The following is a 26,461-nucleotide window of genomic DNA, read 5'->3' as shown; positions in this document are numbered from 1 at the left end:
CTCACTGTGGCTCGTGACTACTACGGAACCCTCGGCGTCGCTCAGGGAGCGACCGATCAAGAGATCAAGCGTGCGTACCGCAAACTCGCCCGCGAACTGCACCCGGACGTCAATCCGGATGCCGAGGACCGCTTCAAAGAGGTGACGACCGCCTACGAGGTGCTGTCGGATCCGGAGAAGCGGCGCGTCGTGGACGCGGGCGGAGATCCGCTCGCAGGCCCGGGCCAGGGCGGCTTCGGCGGCGACCCGTTCGGCTCCGGAGGGCTCGGTGACATCTTTCAGACCTTTTTCGGGGGTGGTGGCGGCGGCGGTTTCGGCGGCGGCCGCGGTCCGCGCGGGCGTGTCCGCCCGGGTGAGGCGGCGCTGGTAGGCGTCACGCTGAACCTCGACGAGATCGCCGAGGGCGCCCGCAAGGAGATCACCGTCGACACCGCCGTGCTGTGCGATTCGTGCACCGGTTCGGGAACCCGCGGCGACTCCACCCCGGTCACCTGCGCCACCTGTAAGGGCGCGGGCGAGATCCAGGCCGTGCAGCGGTCGTTCCTCGGTCAGGTGATGACCGTCCGCGAATGCCCCGAATGCCACGGCGACGGCGAGACCATCCCGGACCCCTGTCTCAAATGCGGCGGCGACGGCCGCGTCCGTTCCCGGCGCACGCTGACCGTGAAGATTCCGGCAGGCGTGCAGGAGGGCATGCGCGTCCGATTGACCGGTCAGGGCGAGGTCGGCCCAGGCGGCGGCCCCGCGGGCGATCTGTACGTGGAGGTCAGCGAGGCCGCCGACGACACTTTCGTGCGCGACGGCGACGACCTGCACTGCACGATCCGCGTGCCCGTGGCCGACGCCGCGCTCGGCACCGAGATCGAGGTGCCGACGGTCCTCGACACCGTCGCGACCGTCACCGTGGAGTCGGGCACTCAGCCGGGATCGGTGGTCAAGGTCCGCGGACACGGCATGCCGCACCTGAACACCGGCACCCGCGGAGATCTGCACGCGCACCTGGACGTCGTGGTGCCCCGCAAGCTCGACTCCACCCAGACCGATCTGCTCAAACAACTGCGCGAGGCGATCGGCGACGACGTCGAGCTCGTCAGCGCGGGCTCGAGGTCGGCCGGTTCGGGCGGACTCTTCTCCAAGCTGCGCAACGCCTTCGCAGGCCGATGACCCCGCCGCTCTTCTGGGTCGACGAGATACCGCCCGCGGGACAGACCGCGACGGTGTCCGGCTCGGAGGGACGCCACGCGGTGACCGTCACCCGCATCAAGCGCGGACAGTCGGTGATCCTCGGGGACGGTCGCGGGAACCTCGCCGACTGCGAGGTGGTCGACGTCTCGGGCAAGGAGCGGATGACCGTCCGCGCAGGTCGTGTCGAGTTCGTCACCCGGCCGAAACCACTGGTGACCGTCGTGCAGGCGCTGCCGAAGTCCGAGCGAGCCGAACTCGCCGTTGACCTCATGACCGAGGCGGGCGTCGACGCGATCGTGCCGTGGCAGGCCGCGCGCTGCGTGTCGCGGTGGACCGGGTCCAAGGTCGAACGCGGCGTCGCGAAATGGCGTGCGACGGCCGCGACGGCGGCGAAGCAGGCGCGTCGGGCGTGGATCCCGGAGGTCACCGACCTGGCCACGACCACCGACGTGCGTGACAAGTGTTCGCAGGTGGTCGGCGACGGCGGCGTCGTCGCCCTGCTGCACGAGGACGGAGCGACGCCGTTCGCATCCGTTGACTTCGCGAGCGCGGGCGAGATCGTCCTGGTGATCGGCCCCGAAGGCGGACTCGACGACGTCGAGATCGCGGATCTGACCGCGTTGGGCGGCGAAGCCGTGGTCCTCGGCCCCGAGGTGCTGCGGACCGCTGCCGCGGGTGCCGTGGCACTCGGTGCCCTGGGAGCCGTCACAGGGCGTTGGGCCAGGTGAGCGCGCGCCGGGTGAAGATCCCCTACGGCGACCACGCCAGCACGTTCGGACACCTCTACCTTCCCGACGCCGCCGACCTCGGAGACGCTCCGGCGCCGGTCGTGGTGATGGTTCACGGCGGATACTGGTCGACCGACTATTCGCTGGTCGTCTACACCGGTGTCGCGCGGATGCTCGCGCGCCGCGGCGTCGTGGTGTGGAACATCGAATACCGCAGGGTCGGTGAGCCGGGCGGCGGCTGGCCGACCACCGGCCGTGACGTCGTCGACGCGATCGGAGCGCTCGACGGCCGGGTCTCCGAGCACATCGAGGCGGCGGGCACAGTCGTCGACCACGCGCACGCGGCCATCGTCGGACATTCGGCCGGCGGACAGCTGGCGGTCTACGCGGCGGCACGCCTGCGCGGCGCCACACGGCGATTCGCCTTCCCGACGGTCGTCGCGCAGTCGCCGGTCCTGGACTTCACCGAGACCGGCGGGTGGGACCGTCCGTCGGTCGTCGAGTTGATGGGCGCGCCGTTCGCGCAGATCCCGGAGCGCTACCGGGAGGCGTCTCCGTCGACACAGGAGCCGTTCGGCTCGACCGTCGCGGTGATTCACACGGTGCAGGACGAGGCTGTCCCGCTGGAGGCGAGCCGTCGCTATGTCGATGACGCACTCTCCCGCGGCCAGTCGGCGGCGCTGTACGAGGTGGCCGACGGCGGACACGACGCCTTCGTGGACCCGCGGTCGGCCGCGACGCGGCAGACGCTGCGGGTGCTGGGGATTTAACTCCGTGGCGGCATCGCGCGACGGCGATACTATGGCAGATGCCCCCGCACACGCGGGGACGAGACGAACGTCGAGGAGTGACGTATTCAGTGAGTGACGATGGCCGCGACCCGGCCGCCGCGGTGACGAGCTCGAGAATCGAGGTGCCGCAGGACCTTGCGGTCGGCCTGCTCGGCGCGACAGACGTCAATCTACGGACCCTCGAAGCGCAACTGCCCGCCGACATCCACGTCCGCGGCAACCGGATCACACTCAAGGGCGTACCGGCCGACGTCGCCGCCTCCGAGCGCGTGATCGCCGAACTGGTGAGGGTGGTGCGGTCGGGAACCACGCTGACCCCGGACCTGGTCCGCCAGAGCCTGTCGATCCTGTCGACGGCGATCGACGAGTCGCCCGCAGAGGTCCTCAGCCTGGACATCCTGTCGCGGCGCGGTAAGACGATCCGTCCCAAGACACTGAATCAGAAGCACTACGTCGATGCGATCGACAAGAACACGATCGTGTTCGGGCTCGGTCCCGCCGGCACCGGCAAGACGTACCTCGCGATGGCCAAGGCCGTGCAGGCGCTCCAGAGCAAAGACGTCTCGCGCATCATTCTGACGCGTCCGGCCGTCGAGGCGGGAGAGCGGCTGGGCTTCCTGCCGGGAACACTGAATGAGAAGATCGACCCGTATCTGCGCCCACTGTACGATGCGCTCCACGACATGATGGACCCCGAGGCGATCCCGAAGCTCATGGAGGCCGGGGTCATCGAGGTCGCGCCGCTGGCGTACATGCGCGGCCGAACTCTGAACGACGCCTTCATCATCCTCGACGAGGCGCAGAACACCACCGGCGAGCAGATGAAGATGTTCCTCACCAGGCTCGGGTTCGGTGCCAAGATGGTGGTCACCGGTGACGTCACCCAGGTCGATCTGCCGGGCGGGGCCACCAGCGGCCTGCGTGCGGCGGCCCGCATCCTGGACGGTATCGACGACATCCACTTCGCCGAGCTGACCAGCTCCGACGTCGTCCGTCATCGTCTCGTCGCCGACATCGTCGACGCGTACGGGCGTGCGGAAGAAGCACAGGGGCGAGCGTCGGCGACGGGACACGCCGCGGGCAACCGAGCCGCTCGACGAGAGGGACTGCGACGCACCGACGGAGGACGCCGCCGATGAGCATCGAACTCTTCAACGAGTCGGGAGTCGAACTCCCCGAGCAACTGGTCATCGAAGCCGCCCGCTTCGCGATGAACCGGATGGAGGTCCACCCGGGAGCCGAACTGTCGATCACGCTCGTCGACTCGCAGACCATGGCCGACCTGCACGTGCAGTGGATGGATCTGCCGGGCCCGACGGACGTGATGAGCTTCCCGATGGACGAGCTGACCCCCGGTGGTCGACCCGACGCGGCCGATCCGGGTCCGGCGATGCTCGGCGACATCGTGATCTGCCCCGAGTTCGCCGCCGAGCAGGCCAAGAGCCAACGACACAGCTTCGAGCACGAACTCGGCGTCCTGACCGTCCACGGGGTGCTGCACCTCCTCGGCTTCGATCACGCCGAGCCGGACGAGGAGAAGCAGATGTTCGGGCTGCAGGGCCAGATCATCGTCGACTGGTACTCCGCACGTGACGACCGAGTCCGGTTGCAGGCGCAGGCCGAGCGGGACGCACGGCTGCTCCGCAACACCGGGTTCTCCGGTGACGGAACCGGGAACTGATCTCGTGACCCGCGACATCGTCTTTCTCGGCGCGGCAGTCGTTCTCATCGTGCTCGCCGGAGTGTTCGCGGCCGTCGACTCCGGGCTGCAGACCGTATCGGCGGCGCGCGTGGACGACATGCTCAAAGAGCAGCGGGCGGGCGCCCGACGTCTGCGGACCGTGCTCGAACAACGGGCCACGTACGTCGGCCTGGCCGTGCTGCTGCGAGTGCTGTGCGAGGCGGCGGCGATCGCGTTGGTCGCCGTCGTCGCGATCGACGCGCTCGGCACCGGATGGGGTCTGGCGGTCGCCGTCCTCGCCATGACCGTGGTGTCGTACGTCGCGATCGGCGTCGGACCACGCACTCTCGGCCGCCAGCACGCCTACTCGATCTCGATGGTCTCCGCGCCGGTCCTGACCGGGCTCGGTGTGCTGCTGCGACCGGTGACCCGCATCCTCATCCTGATGGGCAACGCGCTGACCCCGGGCAAGGGGTACCGCAACGGACCGTTCGCGACGGAGGTCGAAGTCCGCGAGGTGGTCGATCTCGCGCAGGAGCGCGGTGTGGTCGACGACGACGAGCGCCGCATGATCCAGTCGGTGTTCGAACTCGGCGACACGAACGCTCGCGAGGTGATGGTGCCGCGGCCGGAGATGATCTGGATCGAGAACGACAAGTCGGCGAACCAGGCGATGAGCCTGGCCGTCCGGTCGGGGCATTCGCGGATCCCGGTGATCGGCGAGAACCCCGACGACATCGTCGGTGTCGTCTACCTCAAGGATCTCGTCGAGAAGATGCTGCCCAAGCTGCCGATCGCCGGCTTCACCGTCGGCGAGGTGATGCGCGACGCCGAGTTCGTCCCCGACTCGAAGCCGCTCGACGACGTCCTCGAAGACATGCAGGCCAAACGCAATCACATGGCGTTGCTCGTCGACGAATACGGCGGCATCGCCGGGTTGGTGACCATCGAGGACGTCCTCGAGGAGATCGTCGGCGAGATCACCGACGAATACGATCGCGACGAGGTCGCACCGATCGAGAAGCTCGGCGACGACAAGTACCGCGTCTCCGCCCGGCTGCCGGTGGAGGATCTGGGCGAGTTGTTCGACATCGAGATCGACGACGACGAAGTGGAGACCGTCGGCGGACTCCTCGGACTGCGCCTGGGCCGGGTTCCGCTGCCGGGCGCCAAGGTCAAGTCCCACGGACTCAAGATGACCGCGGAGGGCGGGCCCACCGCGTCCGGGCGACAGCGCATCACGACCGTCGTCGTACGCCGCGCGAAGCAGAAGTCCTCCGGCGACGCGCGTGCCGACTGGAACGAGGACGACCCGCTGCCCGCAAGCACAGACACATCGATAGGAGAGTCCGCTTGACCAACCTCACGTCGCCGCCGCCCGAGTTCCGTTCGGGCTTCGTCTGCTTCGTCGGCCGACCCAACACGGGGAAGTCGACGTTGACGAACGCGCTCGTCGGCGACAAGGTCGCCATCACCTCGAACCGTCCGCAGACCACCCGCCACGTGATCCGCGGGATCGTGAACCGGCCCGACGCTCAGCTGATCCTCGTCGATACGCCCGGCCTGCACCGGCCGCGCACCCTGCTCGGTCAGCGACTCAACGACCTGGTGCAGGACACCTACTCCGAGGTGGACGTGATCTGCGTGTGCATTCCGGCCGATGAGGCGATCGGCCCGGGCGACCGGCGGATCGTCGAACAGATCAACACCATCGCGCCGAAGACCCAGAAGGTCGGCGTCGTCACCAAGATCGACCGGGTGGGGCCGGAGAAGGTGGCGACTCAACTGATGGCGCTCGCCGAACTCATGGGCCCGGACGCCGAAGTGGTGCCGTGTTCGGCGAAGTCGGGTCGGCAGCTCGACACCCTCGGCGACGTGTTGGTCTCACTGTGTGAGGAGGGCCCCGCGTTCTATCCGGACGGCGAACTCACCGACGAGCCCGAACAGGTCCTCATGGCCGAGTTCATCCGGGAGGCCGCCCTCGAAGGCGTGCGTGACGAACTGCCCCACTCGTTGGCCGTCGTGATCGAAGAAGTGGTGCCGCGCGAGGGCTCCGACGTGGTGGACGTGTTCGCGCACCTGTTCGTGGAACGCGACAGCCAGAAGGGCATCATCATCGGCAAGAAGGGGTCGAGACTCAAAGAGGTCGGCACCGTCGCCCGCGCCCAGATCGAACGGCTCCTCGGCACCAAGGTGTATCTGGATCTGCACGTCAAGGTCGCCAAGGACTGGCAGCGCGATCCGAAGCAACTGGGCCGCCTGGGCTTCTGACCCTCCGGCCGGTCGAGAACCCTTCCGCCGGTCGAGCGGAGTCGAGCCCCCGCTCGTCCAGACCCCCTTGACATCTCGCCACACAAGGCGCACGGTCCAGGCATGCCCACCATCGATCTGCCCGCGGGACCGATCGACTACACCGACACCGGTGGCGACGGACCGGTGCTCGTGTTCGGTCACGGTCTCCTCATGAACGAGACGCAGTGGCGCAAGGTGATTCCACTGCTCGACGGTTGCCGCTGCATCGCGCCGACGTGGCCGTTGGGAGCACATCGACGTCCGATGAGGCGCGACGCCGACCTCACCCAGTCGGGGGTCGCGGCGATCATCGGGGACTTCCTCGACGCCCTCGACCTGCGCGAGGTGACACTCGTCCTCAACGACTGGGGCGGCGGTCAGTTCATCGTCTCCGAAGGGCGTGATGGACGCCTCGCGCGGCTGGTTCTGGCCTCGTGCGAGGCGTACGACAACTTTCCGCCGAAGCCCGCTCGACCGGCCGCCGCGCTGTGCCGGATCCCGGGCGGCGCATGGCTGCTCATGCAGTCGACCCGCACCGCCCTGTTCCGGCACAGCGAACGCGCGTACGGGGCGCTGTCGAAGAGGCGGATCCCCGATGAGGTGATGGACGACTGGTTCGCGCCCGCGCTACGGGACGCCGCCGTGCGCCGCGATCTGGCGAAGTTCGTGACGGGGACGCCGTCGAAGGCGACACTGGACGCGTGGCATCGCGACGTCGTGGCGTTCGATCGCCCGGTGCTGCTGCTCTGGGCGGTCGAGGATCCGATGATGCCGATCGGCCACGCGCGGCGGATGGCGGGGGAGTTCGGCGACGCGCGGCTCGTCGAGATCGACGATTCGTGGACGCTGCTGCCCGAAGACCAGCCTGAGCGGGTCGCCGCGGCGTTGTCGGAGTTCGTCGGGGGTTGACGCGAGTCGATCCGACCGTTGTCGGAGTGTGGTGAGAGAATGGCTCGGTGAGGTTCTATTCCGATGAAGCGGTGGTGCTGCGTCAGCACAAGCTGGGCGAGGCCGACCGCATCATCACGTTCCTCACCGCCGAGCACGGGCTGGTGCGCGCGGTCGCCAAAGGAGTGCGACGGACCCGGTCGAAGTTCGGTGCACGTCTGGAACCGTTCGCACACGTCGATGTGCACTTCTATCCCGGACGCAATCTCGATGTGATCACGCAGGTGCACAGTCTGCACGCGTTCTCCGACGGCATCACCGCCGACTACGGTCGCTATACGACGGCGTGCGCGGTCCTGGAGACCGCTGAGCGACTCGCCGGCGAGGAGCGTGCCCCCGCCGAACAACTGCATCGTCTGACGGTCGGTGCACTGGCGGCCCTGGCCGAGGATCGCCGCGACCGGCAGTGGATCCTCGACGCCTTTCTGCTCCGAGCGATGTCGGCGGCGGGCTGGATGCCCGCCCTGGACATCTGTGCGCGATGCGCCGATCCGGGACCGCACCGGGCGTTCCACGTGTCCGCGGGCGGTGCCGTCTGCGTGCGATGTCGACCGGCGGGTGCGGCGACACCGTCGATGGGCGTCCTCGACGTGATGGACGCCCTCGCCCGCGGGAAGTGGGACGACGTCTCCGCCGCGACCGATTCACAACGACGCCAGGCCACGGGTTTGACCGCCGCCCATCTCCAATGGCATCTGGAGCGTCAGCTCCGCACCCTGCCGCTCATCGAACGACACGCGCCGCACCGCCACGTGACGGCGCAGGAAGACCAGGCCGTCTGATGGCACGATTCTCCCGCACCGCTCCCGCCGCACCGACGTCGATCCGTCCACCGGACCCGCACCCGTCCGGGGCGACGCCGCCGGCGATCCCCGCCGAGTTCGTGCCGAATCACGTGGCCCTCGTGATGGACGGCAACGGACGGTGGGCGCAGGAACGAGGACTGCCCCGTACCGAGGGCCACAAGCGCGGTGAGGCCGTCCTGATGGACTCGGTCTGCGGGTCCATCGAGATCGGCGTCAAGTGGCTGTCCGCGTATGCGTTCTCGACGGAGAACTGGTCGCGCAGCCCCGAAGAGGTCAGGTTCCTGATGGGCTTCAACCGGGACGTGATCCGCCGCCGCCGCGACGAGATGAACGAGATGGGCGTCCGCGTCCGGTGGGCGGGACGTCGTCCGCGGCTGTGGCGCAGCGTGATCCGTGAACTCGAGATCGCCGAGGAGCTGACGAAGGACAACACCGTCATGACCCTCACCATGTGTGTGAACTACGGCGGCCGCGCCGAGATCGTCGATGCCGCCCGAGAACTCGCCCGCCGTGCGGCCCGCGGGGAGATCGATCCCGATCGCGTCACCGAGACGAGCTTCGCCAAGTACCTCGACGAGCCCGACATGCCGGACGTCGACCTGTTCCTGCGTCCGTCGGGGGAGCAGCGGCTCTCGAACTTCCTGCTCTGGCAGAGCGCCTACGCCGAGATGGTCTACCAGGAGAAGCTGTTCCCGGACTTCGACCGCCGCGATCTGTGGGACGCCTGCCTGGAGTACGCCAAGCGTGACCGACGATTCGGCAGCGCTTAACCGTCCTGTACGACGGCGTACTGCGCCAGGATCTCGACCAGTTCGGCTTCGAACCGTTCGGCGGTGACACTCGTGCTCGACAGTGGACCCGATCCGTTCTCCACCTCGTAGAGGGCCAGGACGATGTGTTCGGTACCGATGTAGTCGTGGCCCAGGCGAAGCGCGTGGCGAAACGTCAACTCGAGGGCTTTACGGGCGCCGGCGTCGTAAGGGAGTAGGTCCGGGATGTCGTCCGAGGGCGAGAGTGACACGCGAATCGAGTCGCCGAGGGCCTCGGTGTCGAGCCCGAGCCGTGTGAGCACGACGACTGCCAGCGACTCGGAGTCGGCCAGCAGCCCCAGGACGATGTGTGCGGGAGTCACCTCGGCGCAGCCCGACGCCTTCGCGATGTTGTGGGCCTCGGCGAGCAGGTTCCGGGCGCGGGGAGTGAAGCGGTTGAAGCCCTGAGCCGGGTCGAGGTCGTTCGCGGCGCCCGGATCCTTCGGGGTGAAGCGCTTCTGCACGGCCTGCTTGCTCACGCCCATACCGGCGCCGATCTGCGTCCACGACGAGCCGCTACGACGGGCCTGATCGACGAAGTGCCCGATCAGATGATCGGCCACCTCGCCGAGGTGGTCGGCGGCGAGCACTGCCGCGCCGAGCTGTTCGAGTGGATCGTCGTGCGTCTTCGTGATCGCGTCGATCATGTCGTCGAGGCGGACCGGTGGATTCAGTGGAGTGTTCTCAACCATGTCGTCAACCGTAAGTTGACATACCGTAGTCGTCAACATCTGGTTGACGATGGCATTGCCGGTGAGCATCGCCCGGCCTATCCGGAGAATCAGTCGGTATCGGGCGCTGAAGGGGAAGGTTTCCCTTTGCCGCGCGGATTCGACCTGAGTTTCCGAGGGGGCCGCGATGCGTCGGCGAGTCGTGGGACTCGGGCGGCGGGCGGTGCGTCAGACCTTGTGTGAACGACTCGGGGGTCTACACGAAACAGCAGTTGGTCGCGATCGGCTTCGACGACCGCATGATCGAGCGGATGCTCGCAGGTGGCGACCTGGTCCGATTGCGGCCGTGGTGGTTCGCGGCACGGCTGCGTGACGAGACGACCGCATCGGCGGATCGGGACGGAGGTGTCCTGAACTGTGTCGACGCGCTGCAGTTCGATGGATTGTGGGTGCCGCCAGGGCACGTCCGACGACTTCACCTGCGGCGCGGTAAGCACAAGACCGGCAAGAACAAGGCGTGCCGCATCACTGTCCGGTCCGAGCCGTCGGCGAATCACGCCGTAGACCCGAAGGGAAGATCACCCTTCGGCCCGCGAATCAGGCCTGACTTTCTCGGCAGGTCGCATCCCGGAGTCCGATGATCTCTACTTTGAGCACTCCGCGCACGTCCCGAAGATCTCGACGGTGTGCGAGATGTCGGAGAAGTCGTTCTCCGCGGCGATCTTGGCGGCCCATCGCTCGACGGGGTCTGCCTGGACCTCGACGGTGTTGCCGCATTCGCGGCACACCAGGTGATGGTGGTGCCCCGTCGAGCAGTGTCGGTATCGGGTCTCGCCGGAACCGTCCCAGATCGCGTCGATCTGCTCGGCTTCGGTGAGCGCCTGCAGATTCCGGTAGACAGTGGTCAGACCGATCGACTCGCCTCGATCGCGAAGCTTGTCGTGGAGCTGCTGTGCGGAGAGGAAGTCGTCGGTGGCTGAGAGGACGTCGGCGATCGCCGCACGCTGCTTAGTGGACCGCTGCCCGGTGACGGGACGCGCCGGTTTCGTGGTCATGGCTTTCCTTCCCGCCGTTCCGTGGCGTGCACGAGGGCGTCGACGACGATGTGCGCGACGTGGTCGTCGGCGAGCGCGTACTCGATCTCGCGTCCGCGACGTGTACCCACCACCACACCAGAACGCTTCAGAACACTCAAATGCTGGCTCACCTGAGGCTGATTGAGGTGCAGGGCGTCGACCAACTCGTGGACGCACATCGCGCCGTTCTGCAGGCTCAACACGATGGCGACGCGAGCCGGCGCGGACAGGGCGCGCAGGAGGTCGCCGGCCGCGGAGTGCGCGGCGTGGTCGTCGACGAGTTCTGCTGGTGCGGTCGGGGTCGCCATGACGACATCTTATCTGTATTGGTTTTCATTTTGTAGAAGCGTCCCTGTTCGCACCGCACGCATGCGGGCAGCGCGATGCGTCGGCCACCGACTACCCTGTACGAGAACCCTTGACCCCTAGTTCGTGGAGATCAGTTAACCGTGGCTGTCCAGTCCAAAGTCGATGCTGTCGTCAACCTCGCCAAGCGGCGCGGTCTGGTGTATCCCTGCGGTGAGATCTACGGCGGAACCCGCTCCGCCTGGGACTACGGTCCATTGGGCGTCGAACTCAAGGACAACATCAAGCGTCAGTGGTGGCGGACCATGGTCACCTCGCGTGACGACGTCGTCGGCCTGGACTCGTCGGTCATCCTGCCGCGTCGAGTGTGGGAGGCCTCCGGCCACGTCGAGGTCTTCACCGACCCGCTGATCGAGTGCACCAACTGTCATAAGCGTCAGCGTCAGGATCACCTTCAGGAGGCCTACGCGCTCAAGAAGAACATCGACGACCCGGACACGGTCCCGATGTCGGAGATCGCATGCCCCGAATGCGGCACCAAGGGGCAGTGGACCGAACCGAAGGCGTTCTCCGGTCTGCTCAAGACGTTCCTCGGTCCGGTCGACGACCAGGAGGGCCTGCACTACCTCCGCCCGGAGACCGCGCAGGGCATCTTCGTCAACTTCAAGAACGTGATGACCACGTCGCGGCGCAAGCCGCCGTTCGGCATCGCGCAGATCGGCAAGAGCTTCCGCAACGAGATCACGCCGGGCAACTTCATCTTCCGCACCCGCGAGTTCGAGCAGATGGAGATGGAGTTCTTCGTCAAGCCGGGCGAGGACGAGGAATGGCACCAGCAGTGGATCGACGCCCGGTTCCAGTGGTACGTCGACCTCGGCATCGACCCGGACAACCTGCGCCTGTACGAGCACCTGCCGGAGAAGCTGTCGCACTACTCCAAGCGCACCGTCGACGTCGAGTACAGATTCGGATTCGCGGGTAATCCGTGGGGTGAGCTGGAGGGCGTCGCCAATCGCACCGACTACGACCTGTCGACGCACAGCAAGGCCTCGGGTGAGGACCTCTCATTCTTCGATCAGGCCACCGGCGAGCGTTATACGCCGTACGTGATCGAGCCGGCGGCCGGGCTCGGACGGTCGATGATGGCCTTCCTGTGCGATGCGTACACGGACGAAGAGGTGCCGAACGCCAAGGGCGGCACCGACACTCGCACCGTGCTCAAGCTCGACCGGCGACTCGCTCCGGTCAAGGCCGCCGTGCTGCCGCTCTCGCGCAACGAGAAGCTGTCGCCGAAGGCCCGAGATCTCGCCGCCGAGTTGCGCAAGCACTGGAACATCGACTTCGACGACGCACAGGGCATCGGTAAGCGGTACCGCCGCCAGGACGAGATCGGCACGCCGTTCTGTGTGACCGTCGACTTCGACACGCTCGACGACCAAGCGGTCACGATCCGTGAGCGCGACACCATGACGCAGGAGCGCGTGGCACTGGACAAGGTGGTCGAGTATCTCGGCGGCAAGCTGATCGGCGCCTGAGACTCATGAACCCGAAGTTCGTCATGCTGTTCAGCGGCGTGCTGATGCTCATCGCCGCGGGCATGATGGTCGGTCAGGGACAGTGGCTGATGTTCGGCATCGTCATCCCGATCTGGCTGATCGTTCTCGGCGCCTGGCTGTATCGAGAACGGACGCGCTAGAGATCGGTGGATTCGGGCGGCGTCGACCCAGCGGGTCGGCGCCGCCCGAATCTCGTCTACGGGGTGGTCGCGTCGATCGCGGCCACGACGGCCGAACCCGCCGACCACTCCGCCACCAGCTCCGCGTCGCCGGTCACCGGGTCGGCGAGGTCGCCGGTCAGACGCAGCGCCCCGTCGGTCGGAGCGGTGCCGCGGACCGACAGTGTCACCGAGGTCGGCAGTGCTTCGACGCCGCCGTCGCCGCGGTGGAGTTCGAGGTCGGCCGGTCCGTGTTCGCCGCGCAGTGCGCGGAGGTAGGCGGCGACGGCGACCGGATCGTCGCCCGCCGCGTAGACCCAGCGGCGGCCGAGTACCGAATGCTCCATCGTGCCGACGGCGGTCACGCCGTCGAGCGGAGCGCCTCGGTAGGTGAGCGGCACATGCAGGGTCCGGCCTCCGCAGGCGACGATGTGCGCCTCGATCCCGACGGCGCCCGCCGGATCGTCGAACCGGAACGCCGCCAGTCGCTCGACGTCGCCCGTCGGTCCCCACGGAACCTCGTCGAGACGGCGGCGGATCATATCGTCCTTGCCGGGGGAGAGGGTCGCCTCATAGATGATCGCCATGCCCGCGACATTACTGCCGCCGTCGAGACCGCCGCGGTCGAGCTACTGTCGCAGCTGAGACCGAAGCGCCTCGACCTCGTCCTGCAACTCCCGGATACGTGCGACGTAGGGCTCGACGCGCTCGCGGACCTGCTCGGTCGTGTACTGCGGCACCAGACTGCGTGAGCAGTTCCAGTCGAAGGCCTCGACATCGATCACGATGCTCCGTTCGCACACCGCGGACACTCGCCCACCGGGCACCCGGCGCAGCGACTCGAGCAGATCCGGATCGTCGCTGACGACCGCGCGGCCGAACACCTTGAGGCGTGTGCGCAGCGGATAGTCGGCGATGAACAGCGCGACGCGACCGTCGGCGTCGATGTTGCCGGTGGAGACGAACTGACGGTTGCCTCGGAAGTCGGCGAAGGCGATCCGATTGGAGCCGATATGGTGGATGAATCCCTTTGGGCCGCTGCGATATTGAACGTACGGCCAACCGGATTCGGTGACCGTGGCGAGGTGGAACGCGAAGGCTCCGGTCAGCATGGAGAGTTCACGGGAGGTCAGTTCCTGCGGTCCGTGATCCTCGTCGAGCGGCTGCGGCCGACCACTCGCTGGGAGGCCCTGCCGACGGGCGCGGACGGCGTCGCCGGTGACGAGGTGCTGGTAGCGCGTTGCCATGACATCTGATGTTACCGACCGGTACAGTGCGATCCGATAACACGTTCTAGTTCTGGGGTATCGTCCTGGGCTATGGATCGCCTCAGCGGGCTCGACGCCAGCTTCCTGTACTTGGAGACACCCGAGCAGTTGATGCATGTGTGCGCGCTGATCGTGCTCGACACGTCGACCATGCCGAACGGCTACTCCTATCCCGAGTTCCGCGCGATCCTGGCCGAGCGTGTCAAGAAGCTCCCGCCGTTCACCCGGCGGCTCCGTCGTGTTCCGTTCGACGTGAGCCACCCGGTGTGGGTGCGCGACGATCACTTCGACATCGATCATCACGTGCACCGGATGGCGTTGCCCGCACCGGCCGGGTATGCCGAGCTGATGGAGGTGACCGGGCATTTCGCGGGCCTGCCGATGGATCGCGGGCGTCCGCTGTGGGAGACGCTGCTGATCGAAGGCTATGTCGATCGCGACGGCGTCGAGAAGGTCGTCGTCATCATCAAGATGCACCATTCGACGGTCGACGGCGCGTCGGGCGCCAACCTCATCTCGTATCTGTGCAGCCTGGAACCGGATGCGCCCGCCCTGGCACCGGACGACGCGGGTCGAAACGAGGACGGTCCCGGGGGCTTCGAGCTGATCGGTCGGGGACTGCTCGACACGTTGAGTCGCCCGTTCTCTCTGCCCAAGTTGGTGCAGCCGTCGATCGGCCTGATCTCCGAGACCATCGGTCGAGCGTGGGCGGGGACGACGATGGCGCCGCCGTTCACCGCACCCCGGACGTCGTTCAACGGCACGATCGACGGCCATCGGACGACGGCCGTCGCGGATCTGTCGCTCGGCGACATCAAAGCGGTGCGGAAGGCCACCGGCGCCACGGTCAACGACATCGTTCTGTCGATCGCGGGGGGCGCGCTGCGCTCGTATCTCGAGCTGCGCGGCGAGCTGCCCGACGGTCCGCTGCTGGCTTCGGTGCCGGTGTCGGTGCGTGAGGAGTCCAAGCGGGCCAACGGCGCGAACAAGGTGTCGGCGCTGTTCATGCGGCTGCGCACCGACATCGCCGACCCGTTGGAGCGCCTGAGGGCGATGGCCGAGTCGAACAAGAACGCCAAAGAGCATCACAAGGCGGTCGGTGCGGACACTCTGCAGGACTGGGCCGAGTTCGCCGCGCCCCGCACATTCGGTCTGGCGATGCGCGCCTACGCCGGCATGCGCCTGGCCGAGAAGCATCCGGTGATCCACAACCTGGTCATCTCGAATGTCCCCGGCCCGCCGATGCCGCTCTACTTCATCGGAGCTCAGGTGGTCGGGCTGTATCCGTTCGGCCCGGTGATGCACGGAGCGGGCCTGAACATCACGGTGCTGTCGAACAACGGTGTCGTCCACGTAGGCGTGATCGCCGCCAAGGCGAGCATGCGGAGCCCGGAGAAGCTGATCGTCCACTTCGCCGAGGAACTGGAGAGGCTGAAAGCCGCGGCCCCGCTGAGCGACGTCAGCTGACGTCGCTCATCAGCTGGATGTAGTTGCCACACGTGTCGTCGATCACGGCGACGAGTACGGGTCCGGCTTCCATCGGTTCGGTCACGACGCGCACGCCCGCGGCAGCCAGTTCGGCGCACGCGGCTCGCACATCGTCGACCTTGAACGATGCGCACGGGATGCCGTCGGCGACGAGCGCCTGCTGGTAGGCGCGGGCAGCGGGGTGCTCGTTCGGTTCGAGGAGCAGTTCCGGGCCGTCGGGGGTGTCGCCGCCGACCACGGTCAGCCACCGGAACGCGCCGGCCGGCTCGTCGTGACGCAGTACGAAACCGAGGTGACGAGTGTAGAAGTCGAGGGCTTCGGCCTGGTCGTGGACGAAGATGCCGGTGAGTTCGATACGCGCTTTCACGCGGTCACTCTACGACGGCGTCGCTGAAGGCCGGCGGGTCGCCGAGGAACGCGCGGTGCGACGGCGGCCGATTGCCGTCGACGTCTGTGACGCCCAGGTCCTGTGCGACCTCGGCGCCGATCAGCACGCGGCCGCTGCGTTCCATTCGCGAACGGTGGCGGTGCAGGGCGTCGATGATGCGGCCGGGGAACTCGACCGATTCGGCCGTCGCGGCGAGTCCCGAGTACATCTCGGGGTGCGCGTCGAAGGCGGCCACGGTCCGTTCGGTCTTGAGCAGTCCCATCCACAGCGAGACGACGGCGACGTCGAACGGGCGGAAGTCGACGGCCATGTCGTGCGCCATCTTGTCGACGGCGGCCTTCGCGGCGCCGTAGGCGGGACCGTGCATGTACGCCGTGCCGCCGAACGACGACGTGTTGACGACGAGGCCGCCGGGCGCCATCAGCGGCGCCGCGTAGTACGTGCAGACGTACGCCGAGCGCATGCCGACGTCGAACAGGTCGGTGAGGTTCAACGGCTTCTCCCAGAAGGGGCCCTTCCGGGTCAGTGCGCGCGGCAGTGCGATCGCGTTGTTGACCAGGATGTCGATGCGGCCGTGCTCGTCGCGGACCCGGTCGACGAGGGCGGCGACCTGGGCGTCGTCGGCGTGGTCGACGATCGCCGGGACGCCGGTTCCGCCGCGCCGGGTCACCTCGGCCGCGGTGTCGGCGACCGTACCCGGGAGATCGGATGCGCCGGGCGTCGTCGTTCGGCCGGTCACGTACACGACGTCGCCCGCCGCGCCGAGCGCGAGGGCGATGCCCTTGCCCGCTCCACGCGAGGCTCCGGTGACGACGACGATCCTCTGCTCGGTCACGGTTGCTCCTGTCCGCCGGCTCGCCGACGGGTCGCGACGACGGTGAGCGCGTCGTTCGCGGAACCGCCGGTGTCGGTGGTGACCGCGGGTTCGCGGTCCCGGAGACGCGGTATGCGGCCGTCGGTCACCTCCGGTGCCGGGATCCGGGCCGCCGCGGGCAGACGTGCGCCCGGGTCGCGACGCGTCCTGCTCATCGGTGGCGCTCCTTCGAGTCGGCAATACTGAAACGTGTTCTAGTAATCGACCTCACTATGCCACACTCGGCGAGGCATCGATATCGTCACCGATTCGAGACCATCGGAGCACTTGAGAAGAACCTGAGAAACAGGCAGTGTTTGGAGTTGCGGATGGGAGTCTCGTGTCCGCCCAACGTCGTCCCAGGCACAGGAGCCCGTAATGAAGATTCGTCTTGCCCTCGCCGCAGTCGCAGCGTCCGCCGCGTTGCTCGGCGGTGCGATCGGCGCACCCGCGGCACACGCCGCGCCCAGCTCCGACGCCGTCGCCGCGAAGAACGCACTGGATGCGATACAGCCGACGGATGCGGCATCGGTCATCGACGGGATCGAAGCGGCGAACAAGGTTCTCAACCAGTTGGGAATCACGCCGTTCACACCGACTGTCGGTCTGTGCACTGACTTCAGTCTGTCCCTCGCGGCGGGCGGTGCCGTCGCAGGTCCGTACACCCCGGGCGTCGGCGACTTGACGGTCGAGGTCCCGCTGGTCGGCGACATCGACCTGAACGCGGTGAAGAAGGGGGAAGTCCTTTACGGTTTCGTGCCGACCGGTCTGATCAACGACTCCGGCGACAAGTCCGGGATGAGAGTCGCGTGGTTCAACGTGAACACGTTCAAGGGCGGTCTCGGGGAGCCGATGGGCGGCGTCACCGACATCATCCTCGATGCGGTCAACAAGCGGATCGCCGAGTCCGACGTCCTCGGTCTGGCAGCCATCGCCAAGCCGGTCATCGAATCCACGCTGACGCCCGCGCTGAATCTGATCCCCAATAACGGAGTCAGGGCAGGCCTGGTCGACACCGGCTCCGGCACGGTCCTCTCCGCCATCTACGGAACGGTGAAGAAGGGCGATGCCACGTGCTTCTTCTTCCCGTCGCTGGGCATCGCGACGGCGAAGTAGCCGACCTCCACTGTGCCCGGGACCACCGTCGGGTGGTCCCGGGCACAGTCGTCTCACGGCGAAAAGTTACGATTGCCTCGCCAGCGTGCCCGACGAGTCGGGCAGGGAACCCGGTGCGAGTCCGGGACTGACGCGCAGCGGTGAGAGCGACGCGTCGGACACATGTCACTGGGTAACGGCCTGGGAAGACGTCCGACAGCGGCAGACCTCGAGTCCGAAGACCTGCTGGCTCGCGCGGGAGCACTCCCGCGCCGATCCGCAGACGAGCTTCGCGTTCCACAGCTCGCGGCCCGAAGGACACCATGCCTCACCCTCGCCGAATCCTGGCCGGAGCCGTCGCGCTCGCCGGCTCCGTCGCACTCCTCGCCGGATGCGGGTCGTCGGACGACTCGTCGCCGCACTCGACCGCCGAGGGATTTCCCGTCTCGCTCGCGAACTGCGGTGAGCAGGTGACGGTCGACGCGCCGCCGCAGCGCATCGTCTCGCTGAACCAGGGCACGACCGAGGCGCTGTTGTCGCTCGGTCTCGCCGACCGGATGGCGGGGACGGCGACGTGGACCGACCCCGTCCTGCCGTCCCTCGCTGAGGAGAACGACAAGGTCAAGCGGATCTCGAACGACTGGCCGTCGTTCGAATCGGTCCTGGCCGAGGATCCTGACCTGGTGACGGCGTCGTTCTCGTCGACGTTCGACAAGGGTGGAACGGCGCCGCGGTCGCGGTTCACCGAGTTGGGCGTCCCGACGTACCTCGCACCGTCCGACTGCGAGGGCAAGGACGACACCGGCGGCGACGGATCGCGCAGCACCGATTTCACGCTCGATCTCGTCTACAAGGAGATCACCCAGCTCGGTGAGCTCACCGGAACCTCCGACAGAGCCGCCGAGGTCGTCGCGGATCTGAAGAAGCGAGTGGCGACCGCCGCCGACTCGGTGCACGCGCAGGGCACGACGGTGCTGTACTGGTTCTCCGACTCGGAGTCGCCCTATATGGCCGGCTGCTGCGGTGCGCCCGGCGTCATCTCCCGCGAGCTCGGTCTCAAGAACGTCTTCGACGACACACGCGACGAGTGGCCGCAGATCAGCTGGGAGGAAGTCGCCAGCAGGAATCCGCAGGTCCTGGTGATCGGCAACCTGACCCGCGACATCCAGTCCGGCGAGTCGGCGCAGAAGAAGATCGACTTCCTCGAGTCGAACCCGGTGACCCGCGAGATGGACGCGGTCAAGAACAAGCGCTACATCATCGCCACCGGTGCGGAGATGAATCCGTCGCTGCGCACCGCTTACGGCGTCCAGAACGTCGCCGACGGTCTGCGCGAGCTCGGTCTGAGTAAGTGACGCGACTGCAGTCTCACCCGTCCGCCGTCGCCGCCCTATGGCTCGGCGGACTGGTACTGCTGTCGATCTCCATCGGATTCGCCATCACCATCGGACCGTCGGACCTCGGATTCTCCGATGTCGCGTCGTCGGTGCGCGCCGAGTTGTTCGGCGGGAGCTCCGGGCTGTCGAAGCTGCAGGAGTCGATCATCTGGAAGCTGCGGCTCCCACAGTCGGTGCTGGCCGCGGCCTGCGGCGCCGGACTCGCGGTGTGCGGCGGCGTCCTGCAGTCTCTGCTGCGCAATCCGCTCGCCGACCCCTTCGTCCTCGGCGTGTCCTCGGGCGCCTCGGTCGGTGCGGTCTCGGTGATCCTGCTCGGATTCGGCGCGGGAGTCATCGGCATGGCGGGCGGTGCCTTCCTCGGAGCGTTGGCCGCATTCGCACTGGTCCTGCTGTTGGCGAGGCTGGCGGGCGGGACCACCGACCGCGTGGTTCTCGCGGGTATAGCGGCCACTCAGCTGTTCTCGGCGCTCACCTCGTTCATCGTCTACACCTCAGCCGACGCCGAGCAGACGCGCGGCGTCTTGTTCTGGCTGCTGGGCTCACTCTCGTCACCGTCGTGGACCGAAGTCGCCGTGTGCGGTACGGCGACGATCCTCGGACTGGCGATCTGCCTGCTGTCGTCGGGGGCGCTGGACGCATTCGCGTTCGGCAACGACGCGGCCGCATCGCTCGGAGTGAACGTCGCGCGCACTCGTCTGCTGCTGCTGTGCGTGACGGCGTCGATCACCGCGGTGGTGGTGAGCGTCTCGGGCGCGATCGGCTTCGTCGGGCTGGTGCTGCCGCACGCCGCACGTGCGATCGTCGGCGTCCGCCACCGCGTGATGATGCCGACCCTGGCGATCATCGGCGCCCTGTTCCTCGTGTGGGCCGACGTCGCGGGCCGGGTCGTGATCGCTCCGCGCGAACTGCCGATCGGAGTGATCACCGCGATCGTCGGCGTGCCGATGTTCGTACTGGTCCTGATCCGTCAGGGGCGCCGATGATTCTGCGCGCCGACGGAGTCGGCTGGAGTGCGGGGCGTCGCACGATCCTGTCCGACGTCGACCTGCGGGTGTCGCCGGGCGAGGTCGTCGGGCTGATCGGGCCCAACGGATCGGGCAAGTCGTCGTTGCTGCGGCTGCTCGCGGGCCTGCGCAGGCCCGCGACGGGGACGGTCTTCCTCGACGGCACCGCGATCGGGTCGCTGCCTCGTCGCACCGTGGCGCAGAGCGTGGCGTTCGTCGAGCAGGCGGCCACCACCGATCAGAACCCGACCGTGAGCGACGTACTCGAGTTGGGGCGGACACCGCATCGTCGGAGTTGGACGGTCGGCTCGGCCCGCGACCGAAAGATCATCGAGACGGTCGCGCGGGAGACCGAGATCGACGGCATGCTCGACGAGCACTACGGTTCCCTCTCGGGCGGTGAACGACAGCGCGTGCAGATCGCGCGGGCGTTCGTCCAGGAGCCGCAGGTGATGATCTTCGACGAGCCGACGAATCACCTCGACATCAAATATCAGCTCAGTCTGATGGAACTGGTCGCCGCGCACGTAGCGGACACCGACGCGTCCGCGATCATCGCCCTGCACGATCTGAACCTGGCGACCATGTTCTGCGACCGCATCGTCGTGCTCTCCGCCGGACGCGTGGTCGGTGAGGGGCCGCCGTCGCAGACGATCACCGAGTCGATGATCGGCGATGTCTTCGGTGTTCAGGCGCGCATCGTCGACGACGACGGAGTCTGGGTGCGCGTGGATCGCGACGGTTCGCCGTCGTAGAGACCTCGTCGGCTCGTACTACCCTGGTAGCGATGTCACCGGACCCCTCTGCTCAGCGTCACACGCCGGTGATCGGACTACTGGGGCCGGTCACCGTCGACGGTCGCGCCGTGCCCGGTGTGCGCGCACAGCGACTGCTCACCGCGTTGGCTCTCGCGCGGCGACCGGTGTCGAGCGATCATCTGATCGAGCAGGTCTGGGGTGGGGACACTCCCAAGTCGCCACAGGCAGCGCTGCACACGCAGCTCTCCCGACTGCGGTCGTTGGTCGACGTCGTCGGATCGGACGGGCGGTATCGCCTCGGCGTGGTCGTCACCGACCTCGTCCTCGCCGAACAGGCACTCGCGGACGGGGATCCGGCGGCGGCCGCGGCCTACTTCCGAGGCGATCCGCCCGACGAGGTCCGGGCGGACGCGGACCGCCTCCGTGCTCGGATCGACGAGCGCCGCATGCACGACGCACTGGCGGCGGGCGATCATCGCGTCGCGGAGGAGATCGCGTCGGCTCGGGCGGCCGCGGATCCGCTCGATGAGACCGCGCACGTCGCGTTGATGCGGGCCATGGCGGGTGCCGGCCGCACAGCCGAGGCCCTCGCCGTATTCGCCCGACTCCGACGCACCCTGGCCGTGGAACTCGGCGCCGACCCGGGCGAGGAGGCGGCGGAGCTCAACACCCGGCTGTTGTCCGGGGGCGCCGACACCCGACGGAGCCGTCGACGGCCCAAGACCGAGACGTTGATCGGCCGCGACCTCGACGTGGCGGCGCTGACCGATCTGCTCGACGCCCATTCGGTGGTGACGGTTCAGGGGCCGGGCGGCGTGGGCAAGACCTCCATCGCGCAGGTGGTCGGCGACCGGCTCGCGGCCGGCGGCACGTCGGTTCACGTCGTCCTGCTCGCCGCGGTCCGTGCCGAAGCCGACCTGATCGGCGCGGTGGCGGCGGCCCTCGGCGTCGGCGAGTCGGATGTCCGGACGTCGTCGTTGCCGAGGCCGTTCGCGCCGGATCTGTCCGAACGGCTCGGCGATGCGCTACGCGGCGGCGACACGCTCCTCATACTGGACAACTGCGAGCAGGTGATCGACGCCTGTGCGCAGCTCGTCGACTCGCTGGTCGGCGCGCTGCCCGACCTGCGCGTGCTCGTGACGAGTCGGTCGCCGCTGCTCATCGCCGCCGAGCAGGTGTACCAGCTGCCCGTCCTGCCGACGACGGGCGACGACTCGCCGGGCGCCGAACTGTTCACTCGACGAGCACGATCGGTGCGTCCGGACGCCGTGCTCGATCCCGCCGCCGTCGCCGACTTGTGCGGCCAACTCGACGGGTTGCCGCTCGCGATCGAACTCGCGGCCGCCCGCATCCGGGTGATGAGCGTCGATGAGATCGCAGCGGGGCTGACCGAGCGGTTCGCGTTGCTCCGGTCGGCGGACCGCACGGCCCCCGACCGCCATCGCACCCTCGAAGCGGTCATCGACTGGAGTTGGGACCTGCTCGACGACGACGCCCGCGTCGCGCTGCGACGCACGTGCCTGTTCCCGAACGGGTTCACCGTCGCCGCGGCGGCGGCAGCCACCGGAATGCGGGGCGCGGCGCTGATGGACGCGCTGCAGGCGCTCGGCGACCAGTCTCTGCTGCGTGCGTACGATCTCGACGGACGCACCCGCTATCGCATGCTCGAGATGGTCCGCGAGTTCGGCGAGGCGGAACTCGTCGCCGCGGGCGAGCGCGCCGAGGTGGTGGCCGCGATGTCGGAGTGGGCCCGCGATCTGTGCGACGACGTCCGCGGCCGCTACCGTCAGGTGCCCGACCGCGAGCTGGTGGCCGAGGTCGTCGGCGACGTCGAGAACCTCGTGTGGGTGCTCCGGCAGGCCGTGGACGATGCGCCGCGCGGCGACGCCGTCGAGACCGTCGTGACGGTCTTCCCGGTGATCGCCGTGTTCTGGGCCAGCCGCGGTCTGCACGCGGAGGCGGCGGCGTGGGCGGTGCGTGTGATCGACGCGTTGCCGATTCCGCGACGCGACGACGAGCGACTCCGGGAACCCTGGCAGTTGACCGCTGTCGTGGCGGCCGCGCACGTCCTGCCCGTCGGGAACCTGCGCTCGATGGCCCGGGCGTCGTGGATGCTGCGTCGCCTGACCAGACCGGACCGGACCTACCTCGACCCGGTCGACTTCCTGGTCGCGTTGCTCTCGACCAGACGGATGCCCGCCGCCTACCGAATCGTCCTGCGCGGTCTGCAGCCGGGTCGCCCGGACCTCGTCCGGTGGGCGGCCCTGAGCATCCGCTTCAACATCCGGGAGAACATCGGCGATCTCGACGGTGCGCTGCGCGACAGCATCGAGGTGGCGCGTCTGGCGGGAAGGCCGGACTCGTTCACCGCGGCGATGACCGACATGACCACGGCCAGCCTGCTGGGTCAGCGCGGACAGTGGGAGCAGGCGTTGGTCCTCTACGAGCGCACCGTGGAACGATTCGACGAACTCGGGGCCGTCGACGACGCCCAGCAGGTGGGCGCGTACATCGTCGCGTCACTGCTGGCTCTCGGCCGGCTGGACGAGGCGCGTGAACGGCTCGACGATCTGACCGACGGGTGGAAGCCCGGCGATCCGACACCGCAGGGCGGACCGGAGTCGCTCGCCGGGATGATGACCGTCCTCGGCGAGTACCAGCGACTGTCGGGAACGGCGTCGAACGACGACATCGCGACGCTGCTGGGGCAGTCGGCGGACCTGCTCGTCGGTGCCGAATCGACCGAACGACGCGATCCGGGGGTGATCGGCGTGGTCAGTGCCGCCGTCGCCGGGATGATCCGTGTCGGCGCGCTCGATCGGGCGCACGTCTACCTGGCCGAGCTTGTGACGCCCATCGTCGAGCATCGCTCCGACGTCGGGTGGATCGACGTCCCGCAGACGGCGGGTGTCGTCTTCGAGTCCGGTGTGCTGACCTGTCTGGAGTCGCCCGGCGACGAGGCCGGCGCCCGGCGCATGGCGCTGGCCCTGCGTCTCGGTGCACGACACGACTATCCGGCCCTGCACGAGCTGCTGGTCGACGCGCCGCTGCTGTCCGGGATGGACGCCGACGCCTGGACGGCATTGCGTGCCGAGGTGGACGCGATGCCGCGCAGACGGGCGCTCGACGAGGCGACCGAACTCCTCGCCGAGCGCTGACCCGTGTCTACTTGGCGTTGCGGATGTAGGCGCGGACGGCGAGCGGTGCGAACACCGCGGTGATGACGACTGCCCCCACCAGACTCCAGACGACGTGCGTCCCGACGTGTCCCTCGTTGCACAGTTCGCGGATCGCGGTGACGATGTGGCTGATCGGGTTGACGTTCACGAACGACTGCAACCAGCCGGGCATCGTGTCGACGGGGACGAAGGCGTTCGACATGAACGTCAGCGGGAACAGGACGAGCATCGAGACGCCTTGCACCGCGGACGCCTTCTTCATGATGCAGCCCATGAGCGCGAAGATCCAGGAGACGGCGAAGCTGCACACCAGGATCAGCAGAATCGATGCGAGGACGCCGACGGGTTCGGGCCGCCAGCCCATCGCCACTCCCACCGAGAACGTGATGACGGTCGCGATCAGATAGCGGACCACGTCGGCCAGTAGCGCACCGGCGAGCGGACTGATCCGGGCGATCGGCAGGGCGCGGAACCTGTCGAACACGCCCTTGTTCATGTCCTCGCGGAGCTGAGTTCCGGTGACGATCGACGCGGTGATGACCGTCTGGACGAGGATGCCGGGGATGATCACCGGCAGGTATCCGGCGATATCGCCGCTGATCGCACCGCCGAAGATGTAGGTGAACATCAGCGTGAAGATGATCGGCTGGAGGACGACGTCGAAGAGCTGTTCGGGGTTGCGGGCGATCTTGATGAGCCCGCGGTGGGCGAATGAGAACGATTGTGCGGCGGTGTCGGTCAACGAGATCGATCGGCGAGTCTCGCGGACGGCGTCGACGCCGATGGAGGCGGTGGGCGCGGTGGTCGTCATGGTGTCAGGCCTTTCCGGTGATGGTCAGGAACACTTCGTCCAGACTCGGCTTGGAGACGGTGATCTCGTCGACTGTGATCCCGTGATCACGTAGCGCGATGAGGAGGTCGGGGACCAGATCCTGTCGGTGCAGCGGCGCGGTGACTCGACCGGCCTCGGCGGACAGGGTCGCGGTGGCGCCGAGCACCGATTCGGCGAGTTCGGCGATGGTGACCGCGTGGTCGCGATCGATCGGGGTGAGGGTCAGGGTGCTCGTGCCGACGGACTGCTTGAGTTCGTCGGCCGTACCGTCGGCGATCACGCGACCGCGATCGATCACCGCGATCCGATCGGCGAGCTGATCGGCCTCGTCGAGGTACTGGGTGGTCAGCAGGACTGTGCAGCCGTCGGCGACGAGGGTGCGGATGGTCTCCCACATCTGGGCGCGGGTGCGCGGGTCGAGTCCGGTGGTCGGCTCGTCGAGGAACAGCAGCGGGGGAGTGTCGACCAGGCTCGCCGCGAGGTCGAGGCGTCGTCGCATGCCGCCGGAGAAGTCCTTGAGCGGACGGTCCGCCGCCTCTTCGAGCGCGAAGTCGGCGAGGAGCTGGTCCGCGCGCGACCGGCACTGCGCCCGCGACTTGCCGAGCAGCCGGCCGAACAGCATGAGGTTCTGTCGGGCGCTGAGGTCTTCGTCGACGGACGCGTACTGGCCGGTCACGCCGATCAGCGATCGGACGGTCACGGCGTCCTCCACCACGTCGTGACCGAAGATCGTCGCGTGGCCGGCGTCGGGTCGAAGGAGGGTGGCGAGCATGCTGACCGTGGTGGTCTTTCCCGCGCCGTTGGGGCCGAGCACGCCGTAGACCGAGCCGGTCGGGACGGTCAGGTCGACGCCGTCGACGGCTTTCGTGGATCCGAAGTGTTTGACGAGACCGTGCGCGTCGATCGCGAGATCGGCGGACGGCCCCTGACGGGTTGCGGCGGTCGAAGCCGAGAGTGTCGTAGTCATGCCGACGACGATGCACGACCGATCTGTCGTCGGACTGTCGTCGTCTTACACGGATCTGTCGTCCGGACGTCGAGCCGGAGAACCGCTCACGGTCGACGGCCCACCCGATCCGCCGGTCACTCGAGACGACAGTGAGAGATACGCCCCAGACCAGCCGTTTCACCTGTGACGGCGGCGGTCGATGAGGCATAGTAGACGGCAGTGTGCGTCGCGCGGGCAAGGGGT

28 protein-coding genes and 1 riboswitch are annotated in these 26,461 nt (G+C 67.9%); of the genes, 18 read left to right on the top strand and 10 right to left on the bottom strand.

The genetic code is table 11. The annotated features are described in order from the left end of the window. Positions 1-6 precede the first annotated feature (6 nt). The 10 genes from dnaJ (at position 7) to BKA16_RS18015 (ending at position 9,201) form a co-directional block, all read left to right on the top strand. Positions 7-1,164, top strand: a complete 1,158-nt coding sequence (gene dnaJ / locus BKA16_RS18060) for a molecular chaperone DnaJ (RefSeq protein ID WP_183371977.1) — start codon at positions 7-9, stop codon at positions 1,162-1,164. Further along, positions 1,161-1,913: a 16S rRNA (uracil(1498)-N(3))-methyltransferase gene (locus BKA16_RS18055; RefSeq protein ID WP_183371976.1), complete on the top strand. Its 753-nt coding sequence runs from the start codon at positions 1,161-1,163 to the stop codon at positions 1,911-1,913. The genes dnaJ and BKA16_RS18055 overlap by 4 nt, the downstream gene beginning before the upstream one ends. Continuing rightward, positions 1,910-2,683: an alpha/beta fold hydrolase gene (locus tag BKA16_RS18050; protein ID WP_183371975.1), complete on the top strand. Its 774-nt coding sequence runs from the start codon at positions 1,910-1,912 to the stop codon at positions 2,681-2,683. The genes BKA16_RS18055 and BKA16_RS18050 overlap by 4 nt, the downstream gene beginning before the upstream one ends. Before the next feature lie 89 nt (positions 2,684-2,772). Then, positions 2,773-3,843 carry a PhoH family protein gene (locus BKA16_RS18045; protein ID WP_183371974.1) on the top strand — a complete coding sequence of 357 codons (1,071 nt, stop codon included), beginning with the start codon at positions 2,773-2,775 and terminating at the stop codon, positions 3,841-3,843. Then, positions 3,840-4,385: an rRNA maturation RNase YbeY gene (gene ybeY, locus BKA16_RS18040; protein WP_183371973.1), complete on the top strand. Its 546-nt coding sequence runs from the start codon at positions 3,840-3,842 to the stop codon at positions 4,383-4,385. Before BKA16_RS18045 ends, ybeY begins: the two co-directional genes overlap by 4 nt. A 4-nt stretch (positions 4,386-4,389) precedes the next feature. Further along, complete coding sequence (locus BKA16_RS18035) at positions 4,390-5,742, top strand: CNNM domain-containing protein (protein WP_183371972.1); 1,353 nt, start codon at positions 4,390-4,392, stop codon at positions 5,740-5,742. Next, a complete protein-coding gene (gene era, locus BKA16_RS18030; RefSeq protein WP_183371971.1) occupies positions 5,739-6,656 on the top strand; it encodes a GTPase Era in 918 nt (305 codons plus the stop codon). The genes BKA16_RS18035 and era overlap by 4 nt, the downstream gene beginning before the upstream one ends. A 102-nt stretch (positions 6,657-6,758) precedes the next feature. After that, positions 6,759-7,586: an alpha/beta fold hydrolase gene (locus BKA16_RS18025; protein WP_183371970.1), complete on the top strand. Its 828-nt coding sequence runs from the start codon at positions 6,759-6,761 to the stop codon at positions 7,584-7,586. Positions 7,587-7,633: 47 nt separating this feature from the next. After that, positions 7,634-8,407, top strand: a complete 774-nt coding sequence (gene recO / locus BKA16_RS18020; RefSeq protein WP_183371969.1) for a DNA repair protein RecO — start codon at positions 7,634-7,636, stop codon at positions 8,405-8,407. Beyond that, complete coding sequence (locus tag BKA16_RS18015) at positions 8,407-9,201, top strand: isoprenyl transferase (protein ID WP_183371968.1); 795 nt, start codon at positions 8,407-8,409, stop codon at positions 9,199-9,201. The genes recO and BKA16_RS18015 overlap by 1 nt, the downstream gene beginning before the upstream one ends. Here BKA16_RS18015 and BKA16_RS18010 read toward each other — a convergent pair. From BKA16_RS18010 to BKA16_RS18000, 3 genes are all read right to left on the bottom strand, one after another. After that, positions 9,198-9,932: a Clp protease N-terminal domain-containing protein gene (locus tag BKA16_RS18010; RefSeq protein WP_183371967.1), complete on the bottom strand. Its 735-nt coding sequence runs from the start codon at positions 9,930-9,932 to the stop codon at positions 9,198-9,200. The genes BKA16_RS18015 and BKA16_RS18010 overlap by 4 nt on opposite strands. Before the next feature lie 623 nt (positions 9,933-10,555). Beyond that, positions 10,556-10,966 (bottom strand): Fur family transcriptional regulator, encoded by a 411-nt coding sequence (locus BKA16_RS18005; RefSeq protein ID WP_183371966.1) that lies wholly within the window; start codon positions 10,964-10,966, stop codon positions 10,556-10,558. Then, positions 10,963-11,295 (bottom strand): ArsR/SmtB family transcription factor, encoded by a 333-nt coding sequence (locus tag BKA16_RS18000; RefSeq protein WP_183371965.1) that lies wholly within the window; start codon positions 11,293-11,295, stop codon positions 10,963-10,965. Before BKA16_RS18000 ends, BKA16_RS18005 begins: the two co-directional genes overlap by 4 nt. A gap of 141 nt (positions 11,296-11,436) precedes the next feature. Between BKA16_RS18000 and BKA16_RS17995 the strand changes: the two genes are divergently transcribed. Both BKA16_RS17995 and BKA16_RS17990 read left to right on the top strand, forming a co-directional pair. Next, a complete protein-coding gene (locus tag BKA16_RS17995) occupies positions 11,437-12,828 on the top strand; it encodes a glycine--tRNA ligase (protein WP_183371964.1) in 1,392 nt (463 codons plus the stop codon). A 5-nt stretch (positions 12,829-12,833) separates the two neighbouring features. Beyond that, positions 12,834-12,989 carry a hypothetical protein gene (locus BKA16_RS17990; RefSeq protein ID WP_183371963.1) on the top strand — a complete coding sequence of 52 codons (156 nt, stop codon included), beginning with the start codon at positions 12,834-12,836 and terminating at the stop codon, positions 12,987-12,989. Positions 12,990-13,045: 56 nt separating this feature from the next. Here the strand turns inward: BKA16_RS17990 and BKA16_RS17985 are convergent, their stop codons facing one another. After that, complete coding sequence (locus BKA16_RS17985) at positions 13,046-13,594, bottom strand: maltokinase N-terminal cap-like domain-containing protein (RefSeq protein WP_183371962.1); 549 nt, start codon at positions 13,592-13,594, stop codon at positions 13,046-13,048. A gap of 42 nt (positions 13,595-13,636) precedes the next feature. Further along, the gene (locus tag BKA16_RS17980; RefSeq protein WP_183371961.1) at positions 13,637-14,254 is read right to left on the bottom strand and encodes a pyridoxamine 5'-phosphate oxidase family protein; all 618 of its coding nucleotides are present in this window, start codon (positions 14,252-14,254) and stop codon (positions 13,637-13,639) included. A gap of 72 nt (positions 14,255-14,326) precedes the next feature. Between BKA16_RS17980 and BKA16_RS17975 the strand changes: the two genes are divergently transcribed. After that, a complete protein-coding gene (locus BKA16_RS17975) occupies positions 14,327-15,742 on the top strand; it encodes a WS/DGAT/MGAT family O-acyltransferase (RefSeq protein ID WP_183371960.1) in 1,416 nt (471 codons plus the stop codon). On the opposite strand, the gene BKA16_RS17970 is transcribed toward BKA16_RS17975, so the two are convergent. Genes BKA16_RS17970 through BKA16_RS23950 form a run of 3 tightly spaced genes read right to left on the bottom strand, consistent with a single transcriptional unit; the run spans position 15,735 to position 17,180 of the window. Beyond that, on the bottom strand, positions 15,735-16,130 hold the full coding sequence (locus BKA16_RS17970; protein ID WP_183371959.1) for a VOC family protein: 396 nt from the start codon (positions 16,128-16,130) through the stop codon (positions 15,735-15,737). The genes BKA16_RS17975 and BKA16_RS17970 overlap by 8 nt on opposite strands. A gap of 4 nt (positions 16,131-16,134) precedes the next feature. Continuing rightward, positions 16,135-16,986, bottom strand: coding sequence for an SDR family NAD(P)-dependent oxidoreductase (locus tag BKA16_RS17965; RefSeq protein ID WP_183371958.1), 852 nt, complete (start codon positions 16,984-16,986; stop codon positions 16,135-16,137). Continuing rightward, the gene (locus BKA16_RS23950) at positions 16,983-17,180 is read right to left on the bottom strand and encodes a hypothetical protein (protein ID WP_183371957.1); all 198 of its coding nucleotides are present in this window, start codon (positions 17,178-17,180) and stop codon (positions 16,983-16,985) included. The genes BKA16_RS17965 and BKA16_RS23950 overlap by 4 nt, the downstream gene beginning before the upstream one ends. A 202-nt stretch (positions 17,181-17,382) precedes the next feature. Here BKA16_RS23950 and BKA16_RS17955 point away from each other — a divergent pair, with 202 nt between their 5' ends. The 5 genes from BKA16_RS17955 (at position 17,383) to BKA16_RS17935 (ending at position 24,416) form a co-directional block, all read left to right on the top strand. Then, on the top strand, positions 17,383-18,120 hold the full coding sequence (locus BKA16_RS17955; RefSeq protein WP_183371956.1) for a hypothetical protein: 738 nt from the start codon (positions 17,383-17,385) through the stop codon (positions 18,118-18,120). 64 nt (positions 18,121-18,184) lie between these two features. After that, positions 18,185-18,365: riboswitch (cobalamin riboswitch) on the top strand. A 57-nt stretch (positions 18,366-18,422) separates the two neighbouring features. Then, positions 18,423-19,454 (top strand): ABC transporter substrate-binding protein, encoded by a 1,032-nt coding sequence (locus BKA16_RS17950; RefSeq protein ID WP_183371955.1) that lies wholly within the window; start codon positions 18,423-18,425, stop codon positions 19,452-19,454. Further along, the gene (locus BKA16_RS17945; protein ID WP_183371954.1) at positions 19,451-20,479 is read left to right on the top strand and encodes an iron chelate uptake ABC transporter family permease subunit; all 1,029 of its coding nucleotides are present in this window, start codon (positions 19,451-19,453) and stop codon (positions 20,477-20,479) included. Before BKA16_RS17950 ends, BKA16_RS17945 begins: the two co-directional genes overlap by 4 nt. Then, a complete protein-coding gene (locus tag BKA16_RS17940) occupies positions 20,476-21,255 on the top strand; it encodes an ABC transporter ATP-binding protein (protein ID WP_183371953.1) in 780 nt (259 codons plus the stop codon). Before BKA16_RS17945 ends, BKA16_RS17940 begins: the two co-directional genes overlap by 4 nt. A 32-nt stretch (positions 21,256-21,287) precedes the next feature. After that, positions 21,288-24,416: an ATP-binding protein gene (locus tag BKA16_RS17935; RefSeq protein WP_183371952.1), complete on the top strand. Its 3,129-nt coding sequence runs from the start codon at positions 21,288-21,290 to the stop codon at positions 24,414-24,416. A 7-nt stretch (positions 24,417-24,423) separates the two neighbouring features. Here the strand turns inward: BKA16_RS17935 and BKA16_RS17930 are convergent, their stop codons facing one another. Together BKA16_RS17930 and BKA16_RS17925 are read right to left on the bottom strand one after the other, a co-directional pair. Then, positions 24,424-25,248, bottom strand: a complete 825-nt coding sequence (locus BKA16_RS17930; protein ID WP_183371951.1) for an ABC transporter permease — start codon at positions 25,246-25,248, stop codon at positions 24,424-24,426. A gap of 4 nt (positions 25,249-25,252) precedes the next feature. After that, entirely contained in the window at positions 25,253-26,236 is a 984-nt protein-coding gene (locus BKA16_RS17925; protein ID WP_183371950.1) for an ATP-binding cassette domain-containing protein, read from the bottom strand. Between the last annotated feature and the right edge of the window lie 225 nt (positions 26,237-26,461).

The sequence above is a fragment of the Gordonia humi genome (genome assembly GCF_014197435.1).
GTDB lineage: Bacteria > Actinomycetota > Actinomycetes > Mycobacteriales > Mycobacteriaceae > Gordonia > Gordonia humi.
This window is presented reverse-complemented; position numbering and strand designations above follow the sequence as displayed.